This window comes from Kitasatospora hibisci (genome assembly GCF_043950205.1).
Classification (GTDB): domain Bacteria; phylum Actinomycetota; class Actinomycetes; order Streptomycetales; family Streptomycetaceae; genus Kitasatospora; species Kitasatospora hibisci.
Window position 1 is genome coordinate 4,206,922 of the sequence record NZ_CP171642.1, and the last position, 20,368, is coordinate 4,227,289.

Genomic DNA, 20,368 nt, shown 5'->3' on the forward strand with positions numbered 1-20,368 from the left:
ATCAGGCATTGTTCCACCGGTTCGCGGTGGGGCTGTCGAGTGGCAGCCTCTCATCAAACACCGAGCCGCCGGCACCCCCCGTTCAGGAGGGAACCGGCGGCCGTCGGTGAGTGGGCCGGTCAGCGCTTCGGCCGCCAGACGACCAGCGCGCTCGACTGGGTCGGCGGCTGGTACGGGACGAGATCGCGGCGGTACGAGGCGTGCACGGCGGCCTCGCGCTGCTGGAGCGTGGTGGCGGCGCCCTCCAGCGAGTCGATCAGTTCCGCTATGCGGGACTGGAGCGCGGTGACCTGGTTCTCCAGCTCGATGATCCGCTTGATGCCGGCCAGGTTGATGCCCTCGTCCTGGGAGAGCCGCTGGACCTCGCGCAGCTGCTGGATGTCCCGGGCCGAGTAGCGCCGCCCGCGGCCGGCGGTGCGGTCCGGGCAGACCAGGCCGAGCCGGTCGTACTGGCGCAGGGTCTGCGGGTGCAGGCCGGAGAGCTCGGCCGCGACCGAGATCACGTACACCGGGGTGTCCTCGGTGAGGACGTACTGCGGCGGCGGGGCGGTGCGGCGGGCGCGCGGTGCGGCGGACCCGGGCAGGCCCTCGCCGATCCCGGGGCCGATCGGGCCGCGCGCGTTGCTGTCGGGGGTCATCTGGTCGTCACGCTCCCTCCGCCGCCTTGAAGAGGGCGGCACGCGGGTCGTCCGAGGCGGTGGCCTCGCGGTACTGCTCCAGGGCCGTCAGCGCGTCGCCGGTGACGTGCTGCGGCACCACGACCTCCACGGTGACCAGGAGGTCGCCGCGGGTGCCGTCCTTGCGGGTGGCGCCCTTGCCGCGGGCCCGCAGGGTGAGGCCGTTGGCACTGCCCGGGGGCAGCTTGAGCTTCACCGAGGGGCCGTTCAGCGTCGGTACCTCGATGGTGCCGCCCAGAGCGGCCTCGGGGAAGGAGACCGGGACGGTCACGGTGAGGTTGTCGGCCTTGCGGCCGAAGACCGGGTGCGGGTCGACGTGCACGGTGACGTAGAGGTCGCCGGGCTGGCCGCCGCGCTCGCCCTGGGCACCCTTGCCCTTGAGGCGGATGCGCTGGGCGTCCTGGACGCCGGCCGGGATCCGCACCTGCATGGTGCGGGCCGAGCTGGCCCGGCCGCTGCCGTGGCAGTCGGGGCACGGGTCGTCGACGATCATGCCCCGGCCGCGGCAGTCCCGGCAGGGCTCGGACAGGGCGAAGGCGCCCTGTCCGCGGCTGACGGTGCCGGCGCCGACACAGGTCGGACAGACCCGGGGGGTGGTGCCGGCCTTGGCGCCGGTGCCGCTGCAGGTGCGGCAGGGGGCCTGGCTGGTCATCCGCAGCGGGACGGTCGCGCCGTCGACGGCCTCCTCGAAGGAGAGCGTCACCTCGGTCTCGACGTCGGCGCCTCGCCGCGGCTGGGCCTGCCGGCCGCCGCCGCGGTTGAAGAGGCCGCCGAAGACGTCGCCGAGGCCGCCGCCGGAACCGCCCTGGCTGCCGCTGAAGAGGTCGCCGAAGTCGAAGCCGTAGTTGCCGCCGCCGGGGCCGCCGGCGCGGAAGCCGCCGCTGGCGAAGAGGGCGCGCGCCTCGTCGTACTCCTTGCGGCGCTTCTCGTCCGACAGGACGTCGTAGGCCTCGGAGATGTCCTTGAAGCGGTCCTCGGCCTTGGTGTCGCCCTTGTTGGCGTCGGGGTGGAACTCGCGCGCCAGCTTGCGGTAGGTCTTCTTGATCTCGGTGGCGGAGGCGTCCTTGGGCACGCCGAGGACCTTGTAGTAGTCCTTCTCCACGAAATCCTTGCCGCTCATGCGCCCACCTCGCTCCGCTCGGCGGCCGCTTCGCGGAACGCGCACCTCTCGACGATTCGCTCGCTTCGCACGCTCATGCGCCCACCTCGCTCCGCTCGGCGGCCGCTTCGCGGAACGCGCACCTCTCGACGATTCGCTCGCTTCGCACGCTCATGCGCTCCCGCCACCTCCCAGAGTCAACAGTTACGGCGCCAACAGGTACGGCGCTGCGGAGCCGGCCGCCGTACTGGCCGGCGTACGACTCCGCAGCGCACAGGGTCTCAGCTGTCACAGGTGGTCAGCTGTCCGCGCCACCGTCAGCCTCGTCCGAGTCCGCGGACTTCGCGGACTTCCCGGACTCGGCGTCCGGGGCGGAGGTGGTCTGGGTACCGGGCTGGGGCTCCGCCACCGCCACCATCGCCGGGCGGATGATCCGCTCGCCGATCCGGTAGCCGGGCTGGAGGATCTGGACACAGGTGTCCTCGGTGACGTCCGAGGAGTAGCTGTGCATCAGCGCCTCGTGCATGGTCGGATCGAAGGGCTCGCCCTCCTTGCCGAACTGCTGCAGGCCCAGCTTGGCGACGACGGTCTCCAGCGACTCGGCGACGGACTTGAAGCCGCCCGTCACCTCGCCGTGCTCGCGGGCCCGGCCGATGTCGTCCAGGACCGGGATCAGGGACTCCAGGATGTTGGAGACCGCGATCTCGCGCACCGTCAGCCGGTCGCGCTCGACGCGCTTGCGGTAGTTCTGGTACTCGGCCTGGAGGCGCTGGAGGTCCGCGGTCCGCTCGGCCAGCTCGCGCTTGGCCACGGCGACGTCCTCGTCGGAGCCCGCCGCGGCGGCCTCCTCGGCCGCCTTGACCACGGCCTCCTCGGCGGCGGAGTCGTCGCCGGGCTCAGCACCCTGCGGCTTCTCCGTCATGCCGCACCACCCTTGGGCTTCTCGTCGTCCACGATCTCGGCGTCGACGACGTCGTCGTCCTTGGCGCCCGTGGCGTCGCCGGCCGGCGCGGCACCCGCGGCGTCGGCGTTGGCGTAGAGGGCCTGGCCGAGCTTCTGGGCGGTGGTGGAGACCTTCTCCGAGGCCTCGCGGATCTTCGCGATGTCCTCGCCCTTCAGGGCCTCCTTGAGCTCGCCGATGGCGGTCTCGACCTCGGTCTTGACCTCGGCTGGGAGCTTGTCGGCGTTGTCGGCGATGAACTTCTCGGTCGAGTAGACGAGCTGCTCGGCCTGGTTGCGGGTCTCGACCGACTCGCGGCGCTTGTGGTCCTCCTCCGCGTACTGCTCGGCCTCGCGCATCATGCGCTCGATGTCCTCCTTCGGCAGCGCGGAGCCGCCGGTGACGGTCATCTTCTGCTCCTTGCCGGTGCCGAGGTCCTTGGCGCCGACGTGCATGATGCCGTTGGCGTCGATGTCGAAGGTGACCTCGATCTGGGGCAGGCCGCGGGGGGCCGGCGGCAGGCCGGTCAGCTCGAACATGCCGAGCTTCTTGTTGTACGCGGCGATCTCGCGCTCGCCCTGGTAGACCTGGATCTGCACGGACGGCTGGTTGTCCTCGGCCGTGGTGAAGATCTCGGAGCGCTTGGTCGGGATCGTGGTGTTGCGCTCGATCAGCTTGGTCATGATGCCGCCCTTGGTCTCGATGCCGAGGGACAGCGGGGTGACGTCGAGCAGCAGGACGTCCTTGACCTCGCCCTTGAGGACACCGGCCTGGAGCGAGGCGCCGATGGCGACGACCTCGTCCGGGTTGACGCCCTTGTTGGCCTCCTTGCCGCCGGTCAGCTCGCGGACCAGCTCGGCGACGGCCGGCATGCGGGTCGAGCCGCCGACCAGGACGACGTGGTCGATCTCGGAGAGCGCGATGCCGGCGTCCTTGATCACGTTGTGGAACGGGACCTTGCAGCGCTCCAGCAGGTCGGAGGTGAGCTGCTGGAACTGGGCGCGGGTGAGCTTCTCGTCCAGGTGGAGCGGGCCCTCGGCGGAGGCCGTGATGTAGGGCAGGTTGATCGAGGTCTCGGAGGACGAGGACAGCTCGATCTTGGCCTTCTCGGCGGCCTCGCGCAGGCGCTGGAGGGCCATCTTGTCCTTCGACAGGTCGACGCCGTGGCCGGCCTGGAAGGTCTTCACCAGGTGGTCGACGACCTTCTGGTCCCAGTCGTCACCACCGAGGTGGTTGTCACCGTTGGTGGCCTTCACCTCGACGACCCCGTCGCCGATCTCCAGCAGGGAGACGTCGAAGGTGCCGCCGCCGAGGTCGAAGACCAGGATGGTCTGGTCGTCCTTGTCCAGGCCGTACGCCAGGGCGGCCGCGGTCGGCTCGTTGACGATGCGCAGGACGTTGAGGCCCGCGATCTCACCGGCCTCCTTGGTGGCCTGGCGCTCCGAGTCGGAGAAGTACGCCGGGACGGTGATGACGGCGTCGGTGACGGTCTCGCCCAGGTAGGACTCCGCGTCGCGCTTCAGCTTCTGCAGGATGAAGGCGCTGATCTGCTGCGGGTTGAAGTCCTTGCCGTCCAGGTTGATCTTCCACCCGGTGCCCATGTGGCGCTTGACCGAGCGGATCGTCCGGTCGACGTTGGTGACGGCCTGGCGCTTGGCCACCTCACCGACGAGGACCTCGCCGTTCTTGGCGAAGGCGACGACGGACGGCGTGGTCCGCGCACCCTCGGCGTTCGTGATGACGGTGGGCTCGCCACCCTCAAGGACGCTGACGACCGAGTTCGTCGTACCGAGGTCGATGCCGACCGCGCGTGCCATCGTAGATACCTCCACGGAAGAGTTGAGCTTTACGGGCTCAAGGATGCACGACTCCCCCGGGAGCGTCAACAGCGTTGAGTCGGAAGCGCTCAACTTTGCTGAGCTCGGGCGCCGGGTCGGGTGCGGGATCGGTGCGCGGTGCGCGTCGAGCGGGCGTGGGCGGGCCGATTCGAAGTGCCGAGGGTGGACTTACGTGACTGCCGCCATACCTTGAGCATCTTCAGGAGAAGAGTTGACAAACGGTAATGTCCCGCCCGTCGGCCCTGTAAGTTACCGACGAGTACACTGACCCCGGAGAAACTGCACCCCAGGAATGCCGCAGGAGACGGAGAGCCGATGCAGCTAGCAGCGATCGTCATCTCGCTGGTCACGTTTGTGATCGGCACCGCGCTCGCCGCCCGTGCGGCGATGTACATCTTCAAGGTGGTGCGGACCGGCCAGTCCGATCCCACCCGGTTCGGGCAGCCCGTCCAGCGCGTGAAGACCGTGGCCGTCGAGTTCGTCGGCCACACCCGCATGAACAAGTGGGGCGTCATCGGCGTCGCGCACTGGTTCGTCGCGGTCGGCTTCTTCAGCCTGGTCCTGACCATCGTCAATGCGTTCGGCCAGCTCTTCGACGCCGAGTTCGCACTGCCGATCATCGGCCACTGGATGCTCTGGCAGCTCTTCGTCGAGCTGATCGGCACCCTGACCACCCTGGGCATCCTGACCCTGATGGTGATCCGGCTGCTCAACCTGCCGTCGAAGTCCGGCCGCAAGTCGCGCTTCGCCGGCTCGATCGCCTGGCAGGCCTTCTACGTCGAGTACACGATCCTCGGCATCGGCCTCTGCATCACCATGCTGCGCGCCCTGGAGGGCGCCCTCGCCCACGTCGACTCCTACGGGCCGGAGCACCTGGTCTCGTACCCGATCGCCTCGGCGCTGAGCGGCCTGTCGGACGGGACGCTGGAGAACCTGGTCTACCTCTTCGCGATGCTGAAGATCTGCATCTCCTTCGCGTGGGCGACCACCATCGGCCTCAACCCCTCGATGGGCGTGGCCTGGCACCGCTTCCTCGGCTTCTTCAACATCTACTTCAAGCGCGAGGAGGACGGCGGCACCGCGCTCGGCGCCCTGCGCCCGATGACCAGCGGCGGGCAGCCGATCGACTTCGAGGACCCGGCCGACGACGCCGTCTTCGGCGTCTCCCAGGTCGAGCACTTCTCCTGGAAGGGCATCCTCGACTTCTCCACCTGCACCGAGTGCGGTCGCTGCCAGTCGCAGTGCCCGGCCTGGAACACCGGCAAGCCGCTCTCGCCCAAGCTGCTCATCATGAGCCTGCGCGAGCACGCCTTCGGCAAGGCGCCGTACCTGCTGGCCGGCGGCGGCAAGGACATGGAGGGCGAGGAGCGGGCCACCGCCGAGCAGCTCAAGGACGTCCCGGCGGCCGCCCTGGCCGAGGCCGAGCGCCCGCTGATCGGCACCGCCGAGGAGAACGGCGTCATCGACCCGGACGTCCTCTGGTCCTGCACCACCTGCGGCGCCTGCGTCGAGCAGTGCCCGGTGGACATCGAGCACATCGACCACATCGTCGACATGCGCCGCTACCAGGTGATGATCGAGTCCTCGTTCCCGACCGAGGCCGGGACGATGCTCAAGAACCTGGAGAACAAGGGCAACCCGTGGGGCATGGCCACCAAGGCCCGCCTGGACTGGGTCAAGGAGCTCAAGAAGGAGACCGGCATCGAGGTGCCGGTGATCGGCGAGGACATCGACCCCGCCGAGGTCGAGTACCTCTACTGGGTCGGCTGCGCCGGCGCCCTGGAGGACCGCGCCAAGAAGACCACCAAGGCCTTCGCGGAGCTGCTGCACACCGCCGGCGTGCAGTTCGCGATCCTCGGCAAGGAGGAGTCCTGCACCGGTGACTCCGCCCGCCGCCTGGGCAACGAGTTCCTCTTCCAGATGCTCGGCGCGCAGAACGTCGAGACGCTGAACGCGGCCCTGGAGGACGCGCCCAAGAAGCGGATCGTCGCCACCTGCCCGCACTGCTTCAACACCATCGCCAACGAGTACCCGCAGCTGGGCGGTCACTTCGAGGTCATCCACCACACCCAGCTGCTGCAGCACCTGATCGACGAGGGCAAGCTCGTCCCGGTCAACCCGGTCGAGGGCCTGATCACCTACCACGACCCCTGCTACCTGGGCCGCCACAACAAGGTGTACAGCCCGCCGCGCGAGATCATGGACAAGGTCCCGGGTCTGCGCCAGCAGGAGATGCACCGCCACAAGGAGCGCGGCTTCTGCTGCGGCGCCGGCGGCGCGCGGATGTGGATGGAGGAGCGCATCGGCAAGCGGATCAACACCGAGCGCGTGGACGAGGCGCTGTCCCTCAACCCGGACATCGTCTCCACCGCCTGCCCGTTCTGCCTGGTGATGCTCTCCGACTCGGTCAACGGCAAGAAGAACGAGGGTGCGGCCAAGGAGCACCTGAAGGTCGTCGACGTGGCCCAGCTGCTGCTCGACTCGGTCAAGGCGACCCCGCCCGCCGCGGCGGAGCAGCCGGAGACCGTGGACGCGTAGCGCCCCTGTTCGACAGTTCTGCTACAACTGCCCGGCCCGGTGGACGCCGCGAGAGCGCCTGCCGGGCCGGGGCTTTTGGCCCCCGGGGCGCCCGAGGCAGACACCCGCGGGGGGCGGGACCTGTGAGGGGCTGGTGCCAACGGCACGGCCGCCTGACCGAGCCCGCGTTGGAAGGAAATACAGTAGGCGCCTGACCGGCCCTGTGCCGGTCGCCCCGCTCCGGCCCACCGGACGGGCTTCCTGACCACTGACGGAGGTATCGGCCCGCCGGGCCGGGCCGCGGAGACCACAAGGGGAACAGCGCAGACCATGACCGAGGCGATCATGCTGGTCGGTGGTAAGGGCACGCGACTGCGCCCGCTCACCACCCACACCCCCAAGCCCATGCTGCCGGTGGCAGGCGTTCCGTTCATCGCGCACCAGCTGGCCCGCGCGGCCGCGGCCGGGGTCACCCGCGTGGTGCTCGCCACCTCCTACCTTGCCGAGGTCTTCGAGGACCACTTCCAGGACGGCACCCCGTACGGGATCGAGCTGGTCTACCTCACCGAGCGCGAGCCCCTCGGCACCGGCGGCGCCATCCGCAACGCCGCCTCCGGGCTCACCTGCGGCCCCGACGAGCCGGTCCTGGTCTTCAACGGCGACATCCTCTCCGGCGTCGACATCGCCGCCCTGCGCGACGGCCACGTGGCCGCCGGTGCCGACGTCACCCTGCACCTCACCCGGGTCGAGGACCCTCGCGCCTTCGGGCTCGTCCCCACCGACGGGAACGGGCGGGTGCTGGAGTTCCTGGAGAAGCCGGAGACGCCGGAGCAGATCGTCACCGACCAGATCAACGCCGGCTGCTACGTCTTCACCCGCTCCGTGATCGACCGCATCCCGGCCGGCCGGGAGGTCTCCGTCGAGCGCGAGACCTTCCCCGAGCTGCTGGCCACCGGCGCGCTGCTGCGCGGCGTGGTGGACACCTCGTACTGGCTGGACCTCGGCACCCCGGCGGCCTTCGTGCGCGGCTCGGCCGACCTGGTGCTCGGCAAGGTGGACTCCCCGGCCGTCCCCGGCCCGACCGGCGACGCCCTGCTGCTGCCCGGCTCGACCGTCCACCCGGGCTCGGTCCTCAGCGGGGGCACGGTGATCTCCGAGGGCGCGGTCGTCGAGGCCGGCGCGATCGTCGAGGGCAGCGTGATCCTGCCCGGCGCGGTGATCGGCCCGGACACCCTGGTCAAGGACTCGATCGTGGGGGCCTACGCGACCATCGGCGACCGGACCGCGCTGGACGGCGCGGTCATCGGCGACGGCGCGATCGTCGAGGCGGACAACGAGCTGCCGAGCGGCATCCGGATCGCCTGCGGCACGCTGCTGCCGGTCGGCGCCGTCCGGACCTCGGCCGGTCCGGGCGGTTGCCCGGCTGGCACCTCGGCGGCCGCGGCGGTGCACGGCCCGAAGGTCTCCGCGCAGCGCTGAGCCCGGACCGGCCCCGAGGCCGTCCGTGCGGGCGGGGCCGGTGGCGGGCCGTGGCGGCCGTCACCGCCGTCACGGCCGTCACAGGCTCGCTGCAAAGCTGACCCGACCCGGTTCCCGGCCGACGCGGAGTCAGCCGGACGGGTACCTTCGGAACGTGGCTGGTAATCGATACGACAGCGGTCAGGGCGCCGATCCCCGTGGCGGGTGGTCGGCCCCTCCGCCCTCGGCGGGTGCACCCGGTGGGTACGGGCAGACGGACGGGCCGGAGTACTTCACCGCCCCGCACCGGGGTGCGCCCGGCTCCGCCGCCGGCGAGCCGGCCGGGGGGCACGACCCGTACGCCGCGGACCAGCCCGGTCACACCCGGGCCTTCCCGGTCGGCAGCGACCCGTACGCGGGCGAGCCGCCGTACCCCTACCCCGACCAGGGGTACCCGCCGCAGGACGGCGAAGGGTACGGGGCCGGGTACGGCGGGGAGCACGGCCAGGGTGGCTACGGTCAGGAGCAGGGCTACGGCCAGGACAACGTCGCGGTCTACCGGGCCGGCGGACAGTCCGCCCCGCACGCCGCCGGGCCGCGCCCGACCTGGCGCGAGCTGCTGGTCGGCATCTTCCGCAGCCCCGCCGCGACCTTCGACCGCACCCGCGACCACCAGGTCTGGCTGCCCGCGCTGACCGTTTCGCTGATCTACGGCGCACTCGCCGTGCTCGGCATCGGCCTGACCCGCGACGACGTCTTCGATTCGACCTTCGCCGTCGCGCTCACCTCGATGCTGGCCGCCGCGGTCGGCTTCACCGTCGCCGGCGCCACGCTCGGCGCGGTCACCTACTCGCTGGCCCGCCAGTTCGGCGGGGACGGCCCGTGGAAGTCGACGGTCGGCCTGGCCGTGCTGATCGGCTGGACGACGGACGTGCCCAGGCTGCTGCTGGCCCTGGTGCTGCCGTCCGACAACGTCGTCGTCCAGGCGGTCGGCTGGGCCAGCTGGCTGGTCTGCGCCGCCCTGCTGACCACGATGGTCCGCCGGGTGCACGACCTGCCCTGGGGCAAGGCGGCCGGTGCGGCCGCCCTGCAGCTCGCTGCGCTGCTGGTGCTGATCAAGCTGCCGACGCTGGGCTGAGCCCGCACCCGGCCGCCCAGCGGGGGTCCGGGGGAGAATGGTCGACGGGCCCCGCCTGCGGGGCCCGTTCCGCTTCCGCCCACCCTCACCCGCACGGAGCCAGGCATGACCCTCCCCACCACCCACGTCAGCTTCCCGGCCGGGGCGGTGACCGGCGAGTCCCCGGTGCTCGCGGTGCACCCGCTGGACGGCGGCCGGTTCGCGGTCGTCACCGCGGCGACCCCGTTCCACCCGCTCGACCACACCTGGCCCGACCAGCCGGCCGACCTCGGCACCCTCACCGTCGACGGCACCGAGCTGGCCGTGGTGGACTGCCTGACCGGTGCCGTCGGTCCGGACGGCGGCGCCCCGCTGGTCGGCGCCGACATCCCGGTCCGCCGCGGCGACGAGGAGTGGTCCTGGCTTGTCCTGCACGTCCTCGCCACCGACCCCGGCGACATCGTCGGGCACACCGCCGTGCTGGCCGTCGACGCCGAGCGCCGGGGCGCCCTGTCCGCCTCGCACAGCGGCTGCCACCTGTTGGCCCTGGCCCTGAACGAGGCCCTCGCCCCGCGCTGGCGCAAGGACCCGGGCCGTGCCGACGCCTTCGGCCACCCGGACTTCGACAGCCTCGCCATGGCGAGCTCGGTGATGGACACCGAGGCGAGCACCGACACCTACCGGCTCGGCAAGTCGCTGAAGAAGAAGGGCTTCACGGTGGACGCCACCGAGGAGTTCCCGGCCCTCGCCGACGCGCTGCCCGCCCTCACCGAGGCCGTGAACGCCCGGCTGGCCGCCTGGGTCGCCGCGGGCGCCCCGGTCCGCATCGACGTCCCCGGTCCGGAGCTCACCGCCCGCCGCCAGTGGCACTGCGAGCTGCCGGAGGGCGCGGCGCAGATCTTCTGCGGCGGCACCCACCTGCACCACCTCGGCGAGCTGGCCGAGCTCCGCACCGAGCTGCGGCTCTCCGAGGACGGCAGCGAGCTGGTCGCCGTCACCCGGCCCAAGCGGGCCTGAGGTCCCGCGCGGGGCCCCTGGGCGGGGCCCGGTGCGCCGCGGACACGGCTGCGGGCGGCCGCCCCTCATGACGGAGGGGCGGCCGCCCGCTGTGCGTGCGCTCTGCCGCGGTCGGGCCCCGGGGCCGCCGGAGCCCGACCCGGTCAGACCCGGGTGCGGTGGAAGTTCAGGTAGGAGCGGGACGGCGTCGGGCCGCGCTGGCCCTGGTAGCGCGAGCCGTACCGCTCGGAGCCGTACGGGTGCTCCGACGGCGAGGAGAGCCGGAACAGGCAGAGCTGCCCGATCTTCATCCCCGGGTAGAGCTTGATCGGCAGCGTCGCGACGTTCGACAGCTCCAGCGTGACGTGGCCGCTGAAGCCCGGGTCGATGAAGCCGGCCGTGGAGTGCGTCAGCAGGCCGAGCCGGCCGAGGCTGGACTTGCCCTCCAGTCGCGAGGCGACGTCCTCGGGGAGCGTGATGACCTCGTAGGTCGAGGCCAGTACGAACTCGCCCGGGTGCAGGATGAAGGCGTCGTCGCCCTCCGGCTCGACCAGCCGGGTGAGGTCCGGCTGCTCCTCGGAGGGGTCGATGTGCGGGTAGCGGTGGTTCTCGAAGACCCGGAAGAAGCGGTCCAGTCGCACATCGATACTGGAGGGCTGGATCATCGCGGGGTCGAACGGGTCGATCACGACCCGGCCCTTGTCGATCTCGGTCCGGATGTCCTTGTCAGAGAGCAGCACGCTTCGAGGTTACGTGCACAGTGCGGCCCCGGACGAATCGCCCGGGGCCGCACCCTTCACCGCTGTTCCGCGACCGCTCCGGTCAGGCCAGGAATTCCGCGGCCTCCAGCCGCATCGCGCGGGCCAGTTGCGGCTCGGAGAGCTCCCGTGCGTCGGCCAGCACCGAGCTCCGCAGCCGTCCGCACTGCGGACAGCGGATCAACCGGCCGGGCCCCAGCCGGCCGGGTCCGAGGTTCTGCATCGGGAACGTGGTGGTGCTGAACAGGTGCCCCTCGGCACAACGAACGACGGCGCGCTGCTCCATCGGTCCCCTTCCCATCCTTACCCCAGTACTCACCCGTACTCTTCGCGCCCCGAGTGGGCGAGGCCCCTCGGGACAGCGTCACATTAGGGGATGTTCCGGACATTCCACACCGCGGCTCGCCGCCCCGCACCCCACCCGCCCGGAGCGCTCTCACGCGGGCCACACAGTACGCCTCCCACCCCGTTCCGGGCGGCTCCGCCGCGGCCCTCCGCCACTTGTGCAACCGGCGTCACGGATGGGGTACAGTGAGAGCGGATCGAGCGGTCTCTGACGGCTCATCAGGCGGGCGTAGTTTAATGGTAGAACATGAGCTTCCCAAGCTTAGAGCGCGAGTTCGATTCTCGTCGCCCGCTCCAGCAGTAAAGCCCCAGGCCAACGGCCTGGGGCTTTCGCATTGTCTGGACCAATCCACCCCCGCCGTGCCAGATCCGTGCCAGAACGCTCCTGGGGCAGCAGTCGCCTCCAGGTGGGGCGTGCTCGGCGGGGCGCCAGGAGCCGTCCTCAGTCGGCAGGGGGATCACATCTTAGTAGCTCGAATATCTCTCCGTACCACCCTCGGCGGAGACGAATTCGGTCCGTCAGATCCTTGAACTGTTTCATGCGTTGGCCAAAGCAACGTGAGCACCAGAATTCCGAGTCGCTGCTGACGGCCTTTGGGTCAAGGTCCGCCAATGGATTTCTACATCCTGCACATGCGACACTGGCAGGCTCGCCATGCTCGGTGACGGAGTAGGCGTCGTAATCTGGATTCTTCCGCCCTTTGAGCTCGGACCGTATAGAGGATCGCATCGAACGCCTCTGGCTCACAGAGAGTCGAGCTTTCCCCGGGTGCAGCTCTGCGTTTGCCCGCTCCCATGCCATCTCCCATGACTTCAACGTTGGGCCTCTCACGCCGCAGGTTCGCGCGAAGGCCACGACAAATTCGCGGCTCGGCGGGTTCTGCCTATTAAAAACGCGACTTAGGGTTGAGATGGAGAGTCGGCCGTACCCTCCGGCCCGAATGGCCAGCTCGCGGTATGACCTGCACCCATCCCTGCGATGAAGATCTACAAGTGCGGCATGGAGATCTGAGAAACTCTCGACGTAGCTGATATGTACGGCGGGAAGCTGCTTCTTTGCTGGAGAGATGACGTTTTCGCTCCGCGCAAGCTTCCACAACCGTTCGGCTTCAGAGGTGTCGGAGCCGCATGCTTTCGCAAATTCCTGCACTACTGCCAGCCGGGGGATCTTCTTGCCAGAAGCGGCGCGCCTCAGGGTGTCGTCGCCATAGGAAGTCAGTGTCGCCAACTTCTCGTAGCTCAGCTTCGCGCTCTCGCGCTGGCAGCGAAGCCAGTTCGCGAGAGCGCGTAGCGACTCGCTCTGCGCGCCGATGGGATTCTCTCGGCGCCCCACTGCTACGCCGCTTTGAGACGCGCCAAGCGCACCGGCGTGACCCTGAGGCGCTTCTTGAGCCGCAGCCCAAGATCAAACGCCTGAGCGCCCACCGCCAGTGAGAGGGCGCTGGGAACGCTTGAGATCGCAAGGGCCGTAACCAGCAGGATGACGATCACCACCAGCGTGACCTCGTACGAACCGAGCGTTGGCGTCTTGTTGTTGACGCACCGGGCTGCAAGCTTCGACCTGCTCATGAGATGTCCTTCACGTATGGGCTCCAACTGACGGACGTGAAGCGGTGGTTGCCGACACCGTCCGCACGTCTGACTTGATTTTGACAGGACGTCACTTTGAATCCCACTTCGCGACCGCCGGCACAGGGCATTTTCCGCAGCAGTGTTCCAACCTGGCGGCCACCTGGAGCCCCTCCCAAAACGGCCGCACCGAACGGATCTGTGCAGGTCAGAGCCTTGCCTGCTCTGCCATTTCCGCAAAGTCGTTCCAGTTGGGGTTGACCTGCTGGCACCTCGCCCCCATCGTTGTGGCTGAGATGGACATGCATGCCCACCGCAATGGAGCAGCCATCTCTTCCGGGCGCTGTGGGCTCCACCCAGGCTTCGGAACCGCCGGAAGTGGATCACGTTGCCGCGAGGATCGCTTCTGAAGTAGCGCACGTCAGCCATCTGGCGTGCGCTACTGGGTCGCACCCTCGGCCGTCGAGCCTGGTTTGTCGAGCGGTGACAGGTAGCGATTCCTATGGCGTGCCGGTCTGAGCCCCCTGGCCTGGCATGGCGCACGCTGGGAGGCCACTTCACCGAATCGCGTGTGCTCTGGATCGCTGTCGGGAGCGACTGAGCCCGGCCAGCGAGAAGCTGACCGGGCTCTTCCCCCCTTGGGTGGTTACGCCTCGCGGGCCTCCTTCGTCTCGTCGGCGGTCGGCCGACGGCGGCGGGTGCGGATGTCTACGACAGCAGCGCTGATGCCGTCGGAGATCTTGGTCTGCTGCTCCTCGGTGGAGTGCTGGTAGATCAGCGCGGCGCGGGGGGAGTTGTGGCCCATGAAGGCCATGAGGTCGCGGAGGCTGGCGCCGGTGCCGGCCGCGAGGACGTTGCCGGTGTGGCGGAGGTCGTAGAAGCGGAGGTGGTCGAGCCCCAGCTTCTTGCGGGCCTTGCGCCACTTGCGGCCGAAGGTCGAGCGGCGGAAGGGGGCTCCGCGCTCGCCGACGAAGAGCAGGCCGTCCTCCCCTTCCTGGGCGTACCAGCGCAGGTGCCGCTCGAACTCCGGGAGGAGTTCGGGCGGGATCCGGAGCGCCCGCTTGCCGGCTTCGGACTTGGGGTCGCCCACGGCTCGTTCGCCGGTGCAGAGTTCGGGGGCCGCGCGGCGGATCCACACGACTCCCTTCTCCAGGTCGACATCGCGGCGCCGGAGTTCGGCCTGCTCCTCCGGGCGCAGGGCCATGAAGGCGGCGATGAAGACCATCAGCTGCCAGCGCGGGCCCATCAGCTCGGCGAGCTGGAGCACCTGCTCGATCGTCGCGTGGGGACGCTCGGCGGCCACCTCCTTGCCACCTCCCTTGACGCGGCACGGGTTGCGGCGGATCAGCTCGTCGTCGACCGCGGTCTCCATGACCGACTTGAGCAGCCGGTACGACTTGGCGGCGGTGGTCTTGATGCCGCGCTTGCGGAGTGCGGCGCGCCAGGAGCGGACTTGGGGAGCGGTGATGTCCTTCACGTCGGACTCGCCGAAGGTCGGTGCGATGTGGAGGCGGAGGAGCCGGCGGTACAGCTCCTCGGTGAGTGGTGCGAGGTCGCGCTCGTCGATCCAGGCAGTGGCGTAGAGGAGGAAGTTGACGGCCCCGGCGTTGGGGTCGCGCCAGTCGCCGCGGCGCATGTCCGCCTCGGTTTCGACGAGCCAGGCTTCGGCGTCGGCCTTGGTCTCGAAGGTCTCGGGCGCGTTGCGCAGGGCGCCGTCGGGGCCGGGGTAGCGGGCCTGGAAGCGGCCGGAGGGGAGCTTGCGGACGGAGCCCCAGCGGCGCCGGCGGCCGGAGTTGTTCGCCATCAGACAGCCCTCCCGAAGCGGGAGCGGCCGGAGCGGGTCGAGCGGATGGCCGGGACGGTGCTGGCCTCGATGTAGGCGGTGAGGACGCTCTCGGCGATGCGGACGTGGGTGCCGATCTTGACGAAGGCGATGCGGCGCTCGGCGATCAGGCGTCGGGGGAAGCGCTCGCTGGTGCCCAGGCGTTCGGCGACCTGGGCGACGGTGAGGTACTGCTCGGGCACGTGGCTCCAATCGCGGTGGCCGGTGGGCTGCAACCCGGGCCACCGCGTGCGGTGTCGTGGATGGGCGGTGTGAGGGGAGGGGAGTGGGCGCCGTCTCCGGGCAGGTGTGGGCGCGCGGGTGCGCGGCGACTGCGGGAGTGGCGTGGAACAGCGCGGGGCGCTGGAAGGGGAAGCCGCCGGGTGCGGGGTAGGCGGGCGGCGGCTGGAGAGGACCGTCAGATCGGTCTGGGAATTTCGGCGGTGAACGCCGGAGCCGTCGGAGTCGGCCGCGTGGATGGGCGGGGCGACGGGAGGGTGGCGTGCTTGGTTGGTGGCACGCGGTTCCTTCCTCGGTGGCTGGCGGGCTGCAACCCTGCACCGGGGTCGATCGTCGTGGATGGGCGGTTCACGCGGTTGGTGGCCGCGTGGGGTGTGACGTTAGCTCTGCTTCCCGGCCGCGCCAAGTGGCGCTTCCGTGGTGCAGTGGGGACTGTAACCGGGGTCCGGCTCGCTCTGAAGAACGATCATGGTCGTGCTCAGGATCGGCCGGTGACTTACTCCTGCGCGGCGGCGTCCGACGGCTTCTCGGCTTGCTGGAAGGTCGGGTAGCGCAGGAAGACCAAGGGGCTCTCGCGGACGGGGCCGCGGCGGCGGTTCTCCTCGGCGATGGCGCGGGCGATGCGGTCGTTCAGCTCCGCGGCGTGCTGGGGAAACATCGCGCAGTACTGGTCGACGACTTTGAAGGCGTCGCCAGTGCTCTTCATCAGGTCGAGGAGTCTGCGGTACATGTCGAGCACGACGTCGGTGACATCGGCGATGTGCTTGTTGGAGGAGGACTCGGGTGGGCCGAGGAACTCCTCCAGCGGCAGGCCGAAGACCTTGGCGAAGCCGATCGCCTCGTCGAGGTTGATCCGGCGGCGGGGCTCGCCGCTCTCGATCCGCCAGACGGAGGACTGGTTCATCGGGTAGCCGGCAGCGGTCATCCGCTTCGCGAGTTCGCCGGTGCTCCACCCCAGGTACTCGCGTTCCAGGCGGACCCGTTCGGCGGCGTGTTCTTCGCTCAGCTCGGGTGTTGGCGATGGGCTTTCCGGCGTGGTCGGCTGCTCGGACATTTGATTCACCTCGCATCGATGACTGATGGCATTTGCATGGGAGCCGGGTCGACTATAGAGTGACCCGTAGAGGATCGCAAGTCGATGCAAAGCGCATCGTGCGCCGTCTCTGCTCGCGGAGATGCCGAAGGCCCCCGGTGCTACCAACACCGAGGGCCTGAAAGGTCCCAAAACCGCCCATCCACGACGATCGACCCCGGTGCAGGGTTGCAGCCCGAGCGCACCGAGGAAGGAACCTGCGTGCTCCAGCGTACGGTGTTGCCCACCGCCGACGCAGCCGTCCGGCTCAGCCCCCTTGTTGTCTCCCGTCCCCGTGCCACCTTCTGGGACCGCCTCGCCGTCTCGCTGATCGGCTTGGCCGGCTTCATCCTGTCCTTCGATGCCCTCCAGCAGATGGCCGTCGCGATCCACGTGCGCGGACCGCTGACGTACGTCTTCCCGTTCACCATCGACGGGTTCATCGCCTACGGCGTGCGCGCCCTGCTCGTCCTGCGTGCCGCACCCTGGCCGGCCAGGGCCTACGCCTGGCTGCTGTTCGCAGGAGCGACGGCGGCGAGCGTGTGGGCGAACGCCCTGCACGCGGTCCGGCTCAACCACGTGCTCGACGGAACTGGTCCGCTCCGGCTCGGGGACGCGGCGGTCGGCGTGCTCGCCACGCTCTCGCCAATTGCCCTCGGCGGCGCCGTCCACCTCTACATCCTCATCGCCCGGCACATTCCCGAGCAGCCAGCTGGCCAGGGCGGCCCGGCCGAGGCGACTTCTGCCGACCCCGTGCCGTCGGCCGCAGACGAGCCGGACGGGACGGCTGCGGCCGGTCCGGTCCAGGGGCCCCGCGATGCCGACGACCATCCGTCCGCCGAGGGCGGTGATGGTCAGGGGGCCGGGTCGGCAGAACTGCCCGTCCCCGAGGAGCCGACGGACGGCCTCCCCTCGGACGAGGGGGAGGAGGCCCGGGCCCGGCGGACCGGACGGCCTCCGGGCGCGTCGATGGACCAACTGCTGGAGGTCAGCCGTCCGGCGGTCCGGGCGCATGGCCGGCCCAGCCGTCCGGTCGTCGAGCGCGCGGTCCGCGAGGCCAACCTGCCGCTCGGCAGTACTCGCTTCACGGTCCTGATGGACGAACTTCGCAAGGAGTTCCCGGAGGACCAGGCCCGCCAGCACCCGTCGACCGACTGACCCGACCGGGGTGACCGGCCGGACCGGTCCGGCCGGTCACCCCGACTTCTGCCGATGCGCAGAAGTCCTCCACGCACCGGTCCCGCCTGCGGTCGATGACTGACCCTGGCGGGACCGGCAGCTCTCGTCCCGTCGACCGCGTGGTTCCCGACGCCGCGTGACCGCCGACCCGTACCAGCGGTGTCCGGCACCGCCAAGCCGGACGCCGCGCGGACACTGCCTCCGCGCTCGCAGACCCGTACCCGAGGAGCATCCTCTGACCGACATCCGACCCGCAGCGTGCCAGTACCCGGCTGGTGTCATAACCTCTACGGGCCCCAACGGAGTTGACCACCGCCACGCCAACGGCGGAGCAAGCGAGTGCATCCGGACCCCTGATCGGGGCCCGGATGCGAACGCCCCCGCCCAGGAGGGCGCGGGCGAGGCGGTGTTGCCGAGCGCGAGGGCGCGCCCGGCAACACCGCAGGAGCACCGCGAGGGCGCGGCACTCCAGGAGAAACCCATCGCCGTCGGCGCTGCCGCCGTCCACCCTGCTGATCGTGCCGACGCGCGCTGCAAGCCCAAGCGCCGCCGCCGTGACGACGAGAACCCGAAGCACACCAAGGTCTCGTTCCGCGTCAGCCCCGCAGCGAAGACCGAGATCGAGAGCCGGGCGAAGGCCGCGGGACTGACCGTCGCGCACTACCTGTTCCGCAAGGCCTTCTCCGAAGACGGCGCCGGCATCGGCGGATGGGACGCGAGCCTGGACGCGGCCGTCGACGAACTCAGGGCGACCCGCCGCCAGCAGGCCGGCGCGATGAACAACCTCAACCAGCTCACCCACGTCTACCACTCGGGCGCCAGCGTGCAGCCCGCCGCAGTCCGGGACGCCGCCACGGCCGTCCGAGCCGCCTTCGAGGCGGGGCTGCGGGCCATTGCCGGAGTCGACTCCGCCGCGATGCGGCTGGCGAAGGCGAAGCAAGGTTGATCAGCAAGGCCGTCCACGGCAGCAACACCCTCGGCGCGCTCCGCTACCTGTTCGGGCCCGGCAAGGCGAACGAGCACACCGACCCGCACATCGTCGCCTCGTGGGACGGATTCGTTCCCGACCCCGGTCGCGACCCGGCAGCCACCCTCGAACAGGTCCGGGACGCCCTCGACCTCCACGTCGTCCAGTACGGAAGGAAGATCAACAACCACGTCTACCACCGCATGATCCGCGCCGACCCCGGCGACCGCATCCTCGGAGACGAGGACTGGGCGGCCATCGCCCGCCGGGTCATGTCCGCCGCCGGCATCGCCCCGGACGGTGACGAGGACGCCTGCCGCTGGGTCGCCGTGCGCCACGCCGACGACCACGTCCACATCCTCGCCACCGTCGTGCGGGCCGACCTCAAGCAGGCCCGCCTGCGCGGTGACCAGTACCGTGTCGAAGCCGAACTCACCAGGATCGAACGTGAGTACAAACTCGCCGACCTTTCCGACACCCGCACCCGCGAGTACCGGGATGCGATCCCCAGGCGTGCCAAGGGCTCCGAACTGCGCAAGGCTCAGCGCCTCGGCCGGGAAGGTACCGACCGCGACCGGCTGCGTGCCGCCGTCCGCCAGGCCCTGGTCGGGGCTGTGGACGAGGAGGAGTTCACCGTCCGGCTCGCCGCGAAGGGTGTGCTCCTCGGGGTGCGCCGCGCGCCGTCCGGCGACGTGACCGGCTACAAGTTTGCGCTCTCCAACGGCGACGGGGGCGGGCCGGTCTGGTTCTCCGGCAGCAAGCTCGCCGCCGACCTCACCCAGCCCCAGATCCAGGCGCGCTTCGGCCTCGGCGTCGACCGGCCCGCCCGCTCCGCACCCGATCCGCGCGTTCGGCTCGTCGCCGGCCGCCACCGGGCCAGCACCACCGTCGAACGCGCCTACTCGGCGTTCGTCGACGGCCAGGACGTCGCCCGCGCGGAGGCGGTGATCCGAGGCGGCCTCGAAGTCCTCGACGCGCTCGCCACCACCAGCCCGACCCTCAGCAGGAAGGAGGTCCACCAGGCCGCACGGGCCCTGGAGTGCACCCGCATCGCCCACACCCGCGCCGCCGGCGCCGACCTGCGCGCGATGCGCTCCGCCGCCCGCGAACTCCTCTACGCCGGACCCGCCACCAGCCGCGGCGAGGACGGCACGGCCGCCGCCACGATCCTGACTAGCCTCGTGCTGCTCGCGATCGTGATCGCCAAGTGGCACGCCGCCCGGGGCCACCGCCACCAGGCCGAAGCCGCCCACGCCGCGGCGGGGCACCTGCGCGCTGCCTACTCCCGGCACGCGGCCAAGCCGCTCGCCCACCTCGACCTCGAAGGCCGGCACCTGCCCGCCGCGGTCCGGGACCGGCAGGAAGCAGCACTCCGCCGCGTCCTCCCCGCCGACCAGGCTGCCCGCCTGCTCACCGAGGACGGCTGGGCTGCGCTCGCCGCCACCCTCGCCGAAGCCGTAGCAGCAGGCCACGACCCCACCACCCTGCTCACCCAGGCCGCCGGACGGCGCGAACTCGTCACCGCCGACTCACCCGCCGCGGTCCTCACCTGGCGCATCCGCCGCAGTGCCCGCCTTCCCGCACCCGCGCAGACCGTTACCCAGGAGGAACTGCGCACCGCTGCGGCCCGCTCCAGGGGCACCACCGGCCGCCCCACCGCTCCCGCGGTGACCGCGACCGTGCAGCCGTCCAGGCAGCCGGCGCCGCCCGCCCCCGGCGCGGGACGCCCCAGGCGGTAACCGTCCGGCTCATGCCGGGCCCTTGACTGTCGCCG

The 20,368-nt window shown here is 70.6% G+C and carries 18 protein-coding genes and 1 tRNA gene; 8 read left to right on the top strand and 11 right to left on the bottom strand.

The genetic code is table 11. From position 1 onward, the window contains the following. Window positions 1-119 precede the first annotated feature (119 nt). The 4 genes from ACF9IK_RS18135 to dnaK form a co-directional block, all read right to left on the bottom strand. Entirely contained in the window at window positions 120-638 is a 519-nt protein-coding gene (locus ACF9IK_RS18135) for a heat shock protein transcriptional repressor HspR (RefSeq protein ID WP_395295232.1), read from the bottom strand. A 7-nt stretch (window positions 639-645) separates the two neighbouring features. Then, window positions 646-1,797 (bottom strand): molecular chaperone DnaJ, encoded by a 1,152-nt coding sequence (dnaJ, locus tag ACF9IK_RS18140; RefSeq protein WP_395295233.1) that lies wholly within the window; start codon window positions 1,795-1,797, stop codon window positions 646-648. Window positions 1,798-2,074: 277 nt separating this feature from the next. After that, a complete protein-coding gene (gene grpE, locus ACF9IK_RS18145) occupies window positions 2,075-2,698 on the bottom strand; it encodes a nucleotide exchange factor GrpE (protein WP_395295234.1) in 624 nt (207 codons plus the stop codon). Beyond that, on the bottom strand, window positions 2,695-4,533 hold the full coding sequence (gene dnaK, locus ACF9IK_RS18150; RefSeq protein ID WP_395295235.1) for a molecular chaperone DnaK: 1,839 nt from the start codon (window positions 4,531-4,533) through the stop codon (window positions 2,695-2,697). The genes grpE and dnaK overlap by 4 nt, the downstream gene beginning before the upstream one ends. A 336-nt stretch (window positions 4,534-4,869) precedes the next feature. Between dnaK and ACF9IK_RS18155 the strand changes: the two genes are divergently transcribed. From ACF9IK_RS18155 to ACF9IK_RS18170, 4 genes are all read left to right on the top strand, one after another. Beyond that, complete coding sequence (locus ACF9IK_RS18155; protein WP_395295236.1) at window positions 4,870-7,092, top strand: (Fe-S)-binding protein; 2,223 nt, start codon at window positions 4,870-4,872, stop codon at window positions 7,090-7,092. Window positions 7,093-7,401: 309 nt separating this feature from the next. Next, window positions 7,402-8,550, top strand: a complete 1,149-nt coding sequence (locus tag ACF9IK_RS18160; protein WP_395295237.1) for a sugar phosphate nucleotidyltransferase — start codon at window positions 7,402-7,404, stop codon at window positions 8,548-8,550. A gap of 154 nt (window positions 8,551-8,704) precedes the next feature. After that, complete coding sequence (locus ACF9IK_RS18165; protein ID WP_395295238.1) at window positions 8,705-9,667, top strand: Yip1 family protein; 963 nt, start codon at window positions 8,705-8,707, stop codon at window positions 9,665-9,667. Window positions 9,668-9,772: 105 nt separating this feature from the next. Further along, entirely contained in the window at window positions 9,773-10,663 is an 891-nt protein-coding gene (locus tag ACF9IK_RS18170) for a metal-dependent hydrolase (RefSeq protein ID WP_395295239.1), read from the top strand. A gap of 143 nt (window positions 10,664-10,806) precedes the next feature. On the opposite strand, the gene dcd is transcribed toward ACF9IK_RS18170, so the two are convergent. Continuing rightward, a complete protein-coding gene (dcd, locus tag ACF9IK_RS18175) occupies window positions 10,807-11,382 on the bottom strand; it encodes a dCTP deaminase (protein ID WP_395295240.1) in 576 nt (191 codons plus the stop codon). An 82-nt stretch (window positions 11,383-11,464) separates the two neighbouring features. Then, on the bottom strand, window positions 11,465-11,686 hold the full coding sequence (locus ACF9IK_RS18180) for a hypothetical protein (RefSeq protein ID WP_238860297.1): 222 nt from the start codon (window positions 11,684-11,686) through the stop codon (window positions 11,465-11,467). A gap of 282 nt (window positions 11,687-11,968) precedes the next feature. On the opposite strand from ACF9IK_RS18180, the gene ACF9IK_RS18185 reads away from it, so the two are divergent. Then, window positions 11,969-12,042 (top strand) — tRNA-Gly (locus ACF9IK_RS18185). Between the two features lie 145 nt (window positions 12,043-12,187). On the opposite strand, the gene ACF9IK_RS18190 is transcribed toward ACF9IK_RS18185, so the two are convergent. The 5 genes from ACF9IK_RS18190 to ACF9IK_RS18210 form a co-directional block, all read right to left on the bottom strand. Continuing rightward, entirely contained in the window at window positions 12,188-13,078 is an 891-nt protein-coding gene (locus tag ACF9IK_RS18190) for a helix-turn-helix domain-containing protein (protein ID WP_395295241.1), read from the bottom strand. A gap of 2 nt (window positions 13,079-13,080) precedes the next feature. After that, window positions 13,081-13,314 (bottom strand): hypothetical protein, encoded by a 234-nt coding sequence (locus ACF9IK_RS18195; protein WP_395295242.1) that lies wholly within the window; start codon window positions 13,312-13,314, stop codon window positions 13,081-13,083. A 646-nt stretch (window positions 13,315-13,960) separates the two neighbouring features. Further along, window positions 13,961-15,118, bottom strand: a complete 1,158-nt coding sequence (locus tag ACF9IK_RS18200; RefSeq protein ID WP_395295243.1) for a tyrosine-type recombinase/integrase — start codon at window positions 15,116-15,118, stop codon at window positions 13,961-13,963. After that, window positions 15,118-15,339: an excisionase family DNA-binding protein gene (locus ACF9IK_RS18205; RefSeq protein WP_395295244.1), complete on the bottom strand. Its 222-nt coding sequence runs from the start codon at window positions 15,337-15,339 to the stop codon at window positions 15,118-15,120. The genes ACF9IK_RS18200 and ACF9IK_RS18205 overlap by 1 nt, the downstream gene beginning before the upstream one ends. Window positions 15,340-15,872: 533 nt before the next feature. After that, on the bottom strand, window positions 15,873-16,430 hold the full coding sequence (locus ACF9IK_RS18210; RefSeq protein ID WP_395295245.1) for a helix-turn-helix domain-containing protein: 558 nt from the start codon (window positions 16,428-16,430) through the stop codon (window positions 15,873-15,875). A 240-nt stretch (window positions 16,431-16,670) separates the two neighbouring features. Between ACF9IK_RS18210 and ACF9IK_RS18215 the strand changes: the two genes are divergently transcribed. The 3 genes from ACF9IK_RS18215 to ACF9IK_RS18225 all read left to right on the top strand — a co-directional run bounded on the left by ACF9IK_RS18215 (window position 16,671) and on the right by ACF9IK_RS18225 (window position 20,333). After that, window positions 16,671-17,606, top strand: a complete 936-nt coding sequence (locus ACF9IK_RS18215) for a DUF2637 domain-containing protein (protein WP_395295246.1) — start codon at window positions 16,671-16,673, stop codon at window positions 17,604-17,606. Window positions 17,607-18,036: 430 nt separating this feature from the next. Then, entirely contained in the window at window positions 18,037-18,573 is a 537-nt protein-coding gene (locus ACF9IK_RS18220; RefSeq protein WP_395295247.1) for a plasmid mobilization protein, read from the top strand. Continuing rightward, a complete protein-coding gene (locus tag ACF9IK_RS18225) occupies window positions 18,570-20,333 on the top strand; it encodes a relaxase/mobilization nuclease domain-containing protein (RefSeq protein ID WP_395295248.1) in 1,764 nt (587 codons plus the stop codon). Before ACF9IK_RS18220 ends, ACF9IK_RS18225 begins: the two co-directional genes overlap by 4 nt. Window positions 20,334-20,368 lie beyond the last annotated feature (35 nt).

Bases quoted from the DNA above. Each gene is read 5' to 3' on its own strand.
- ACF9IK_RS18135 (WP_395295232.1), bottom strand. From the start codon at position 638: ATGACCCCCGACAGCAACGCGCGCGGCCCGATCGGCCCCGGGATCGGC.
- dnaJ (WP_395295233.1), bottom strand. From the start codon at position 1,797: ATGAGCGGCAAGGATTTCGTGGAGAAGGACTACTACAAGGTCCTCGGC.
- grpE (WP_395295234.1), bottom strand. From the start codon at position 2,698: ATGACGGAGAAGCCGCAGGGTGCTGAGCCCGGCGACGACTCCGCCGCC.
- dnaK (WP_395295235.1), bottom strand. From the start codon at position 4,533: ATGGCACGCGCGGTCGGCATCGACCTCGGTACGACGAACTCGGTCGTC.
- ACF9IK_RS18155 (WP_395295236.1), top strand. From the start codon at position 4,870: ATGCAGCTAGCAGCGATCGTCATCTCGCTGGTCACGTTTGTGATCGGC.
- ACF9IK_RS18160 (WP_395295237.1), top strand. From the start codon at position 7,402: ATGACCGAGGCGATCATGCTGGTCGGTGGTAAGGGCACGCGACTGCGC.
- ACF9IK_RS18170 (WP_395295239.1), top strand. From the start codon at position 9,773: ATGACCCTCCCCACCACCCACGTCAGCTTCCCGGCCGGGGCGGTGACC.
- ACF9IK_RS18180 (WP_238860297.1), bottom strand. From the start codon at position 11,686: ATGGAGCAGCGCGCCGTCGTTCGTTGTGCCGAGGGGCACCTGTTCAGC.
- ACF9IK_RS18195 (WP_395295242.1), bottom strand. From the start codon at position 13,314: ATGAGCAGGTCGAAGCTTGCAGCCCGGTGCGTCAACAACAAGACGCCA.
- ACF9IK_RS18200 (WP_395295243.1), bottom strand. From the start codon at position 15,118: ATGGCGAACAACTCCGGCCGCCGGCGCCGCTGGGGCTCCGTCCGCAAG.
- ACF9IK_RS18210 (WP_395295245.1), bottom strand. From the start codon at position 16,430: ATGTCCGAGCAGCCGACCACGCCGGAAAGCCCATCGCCAACACCCGAG.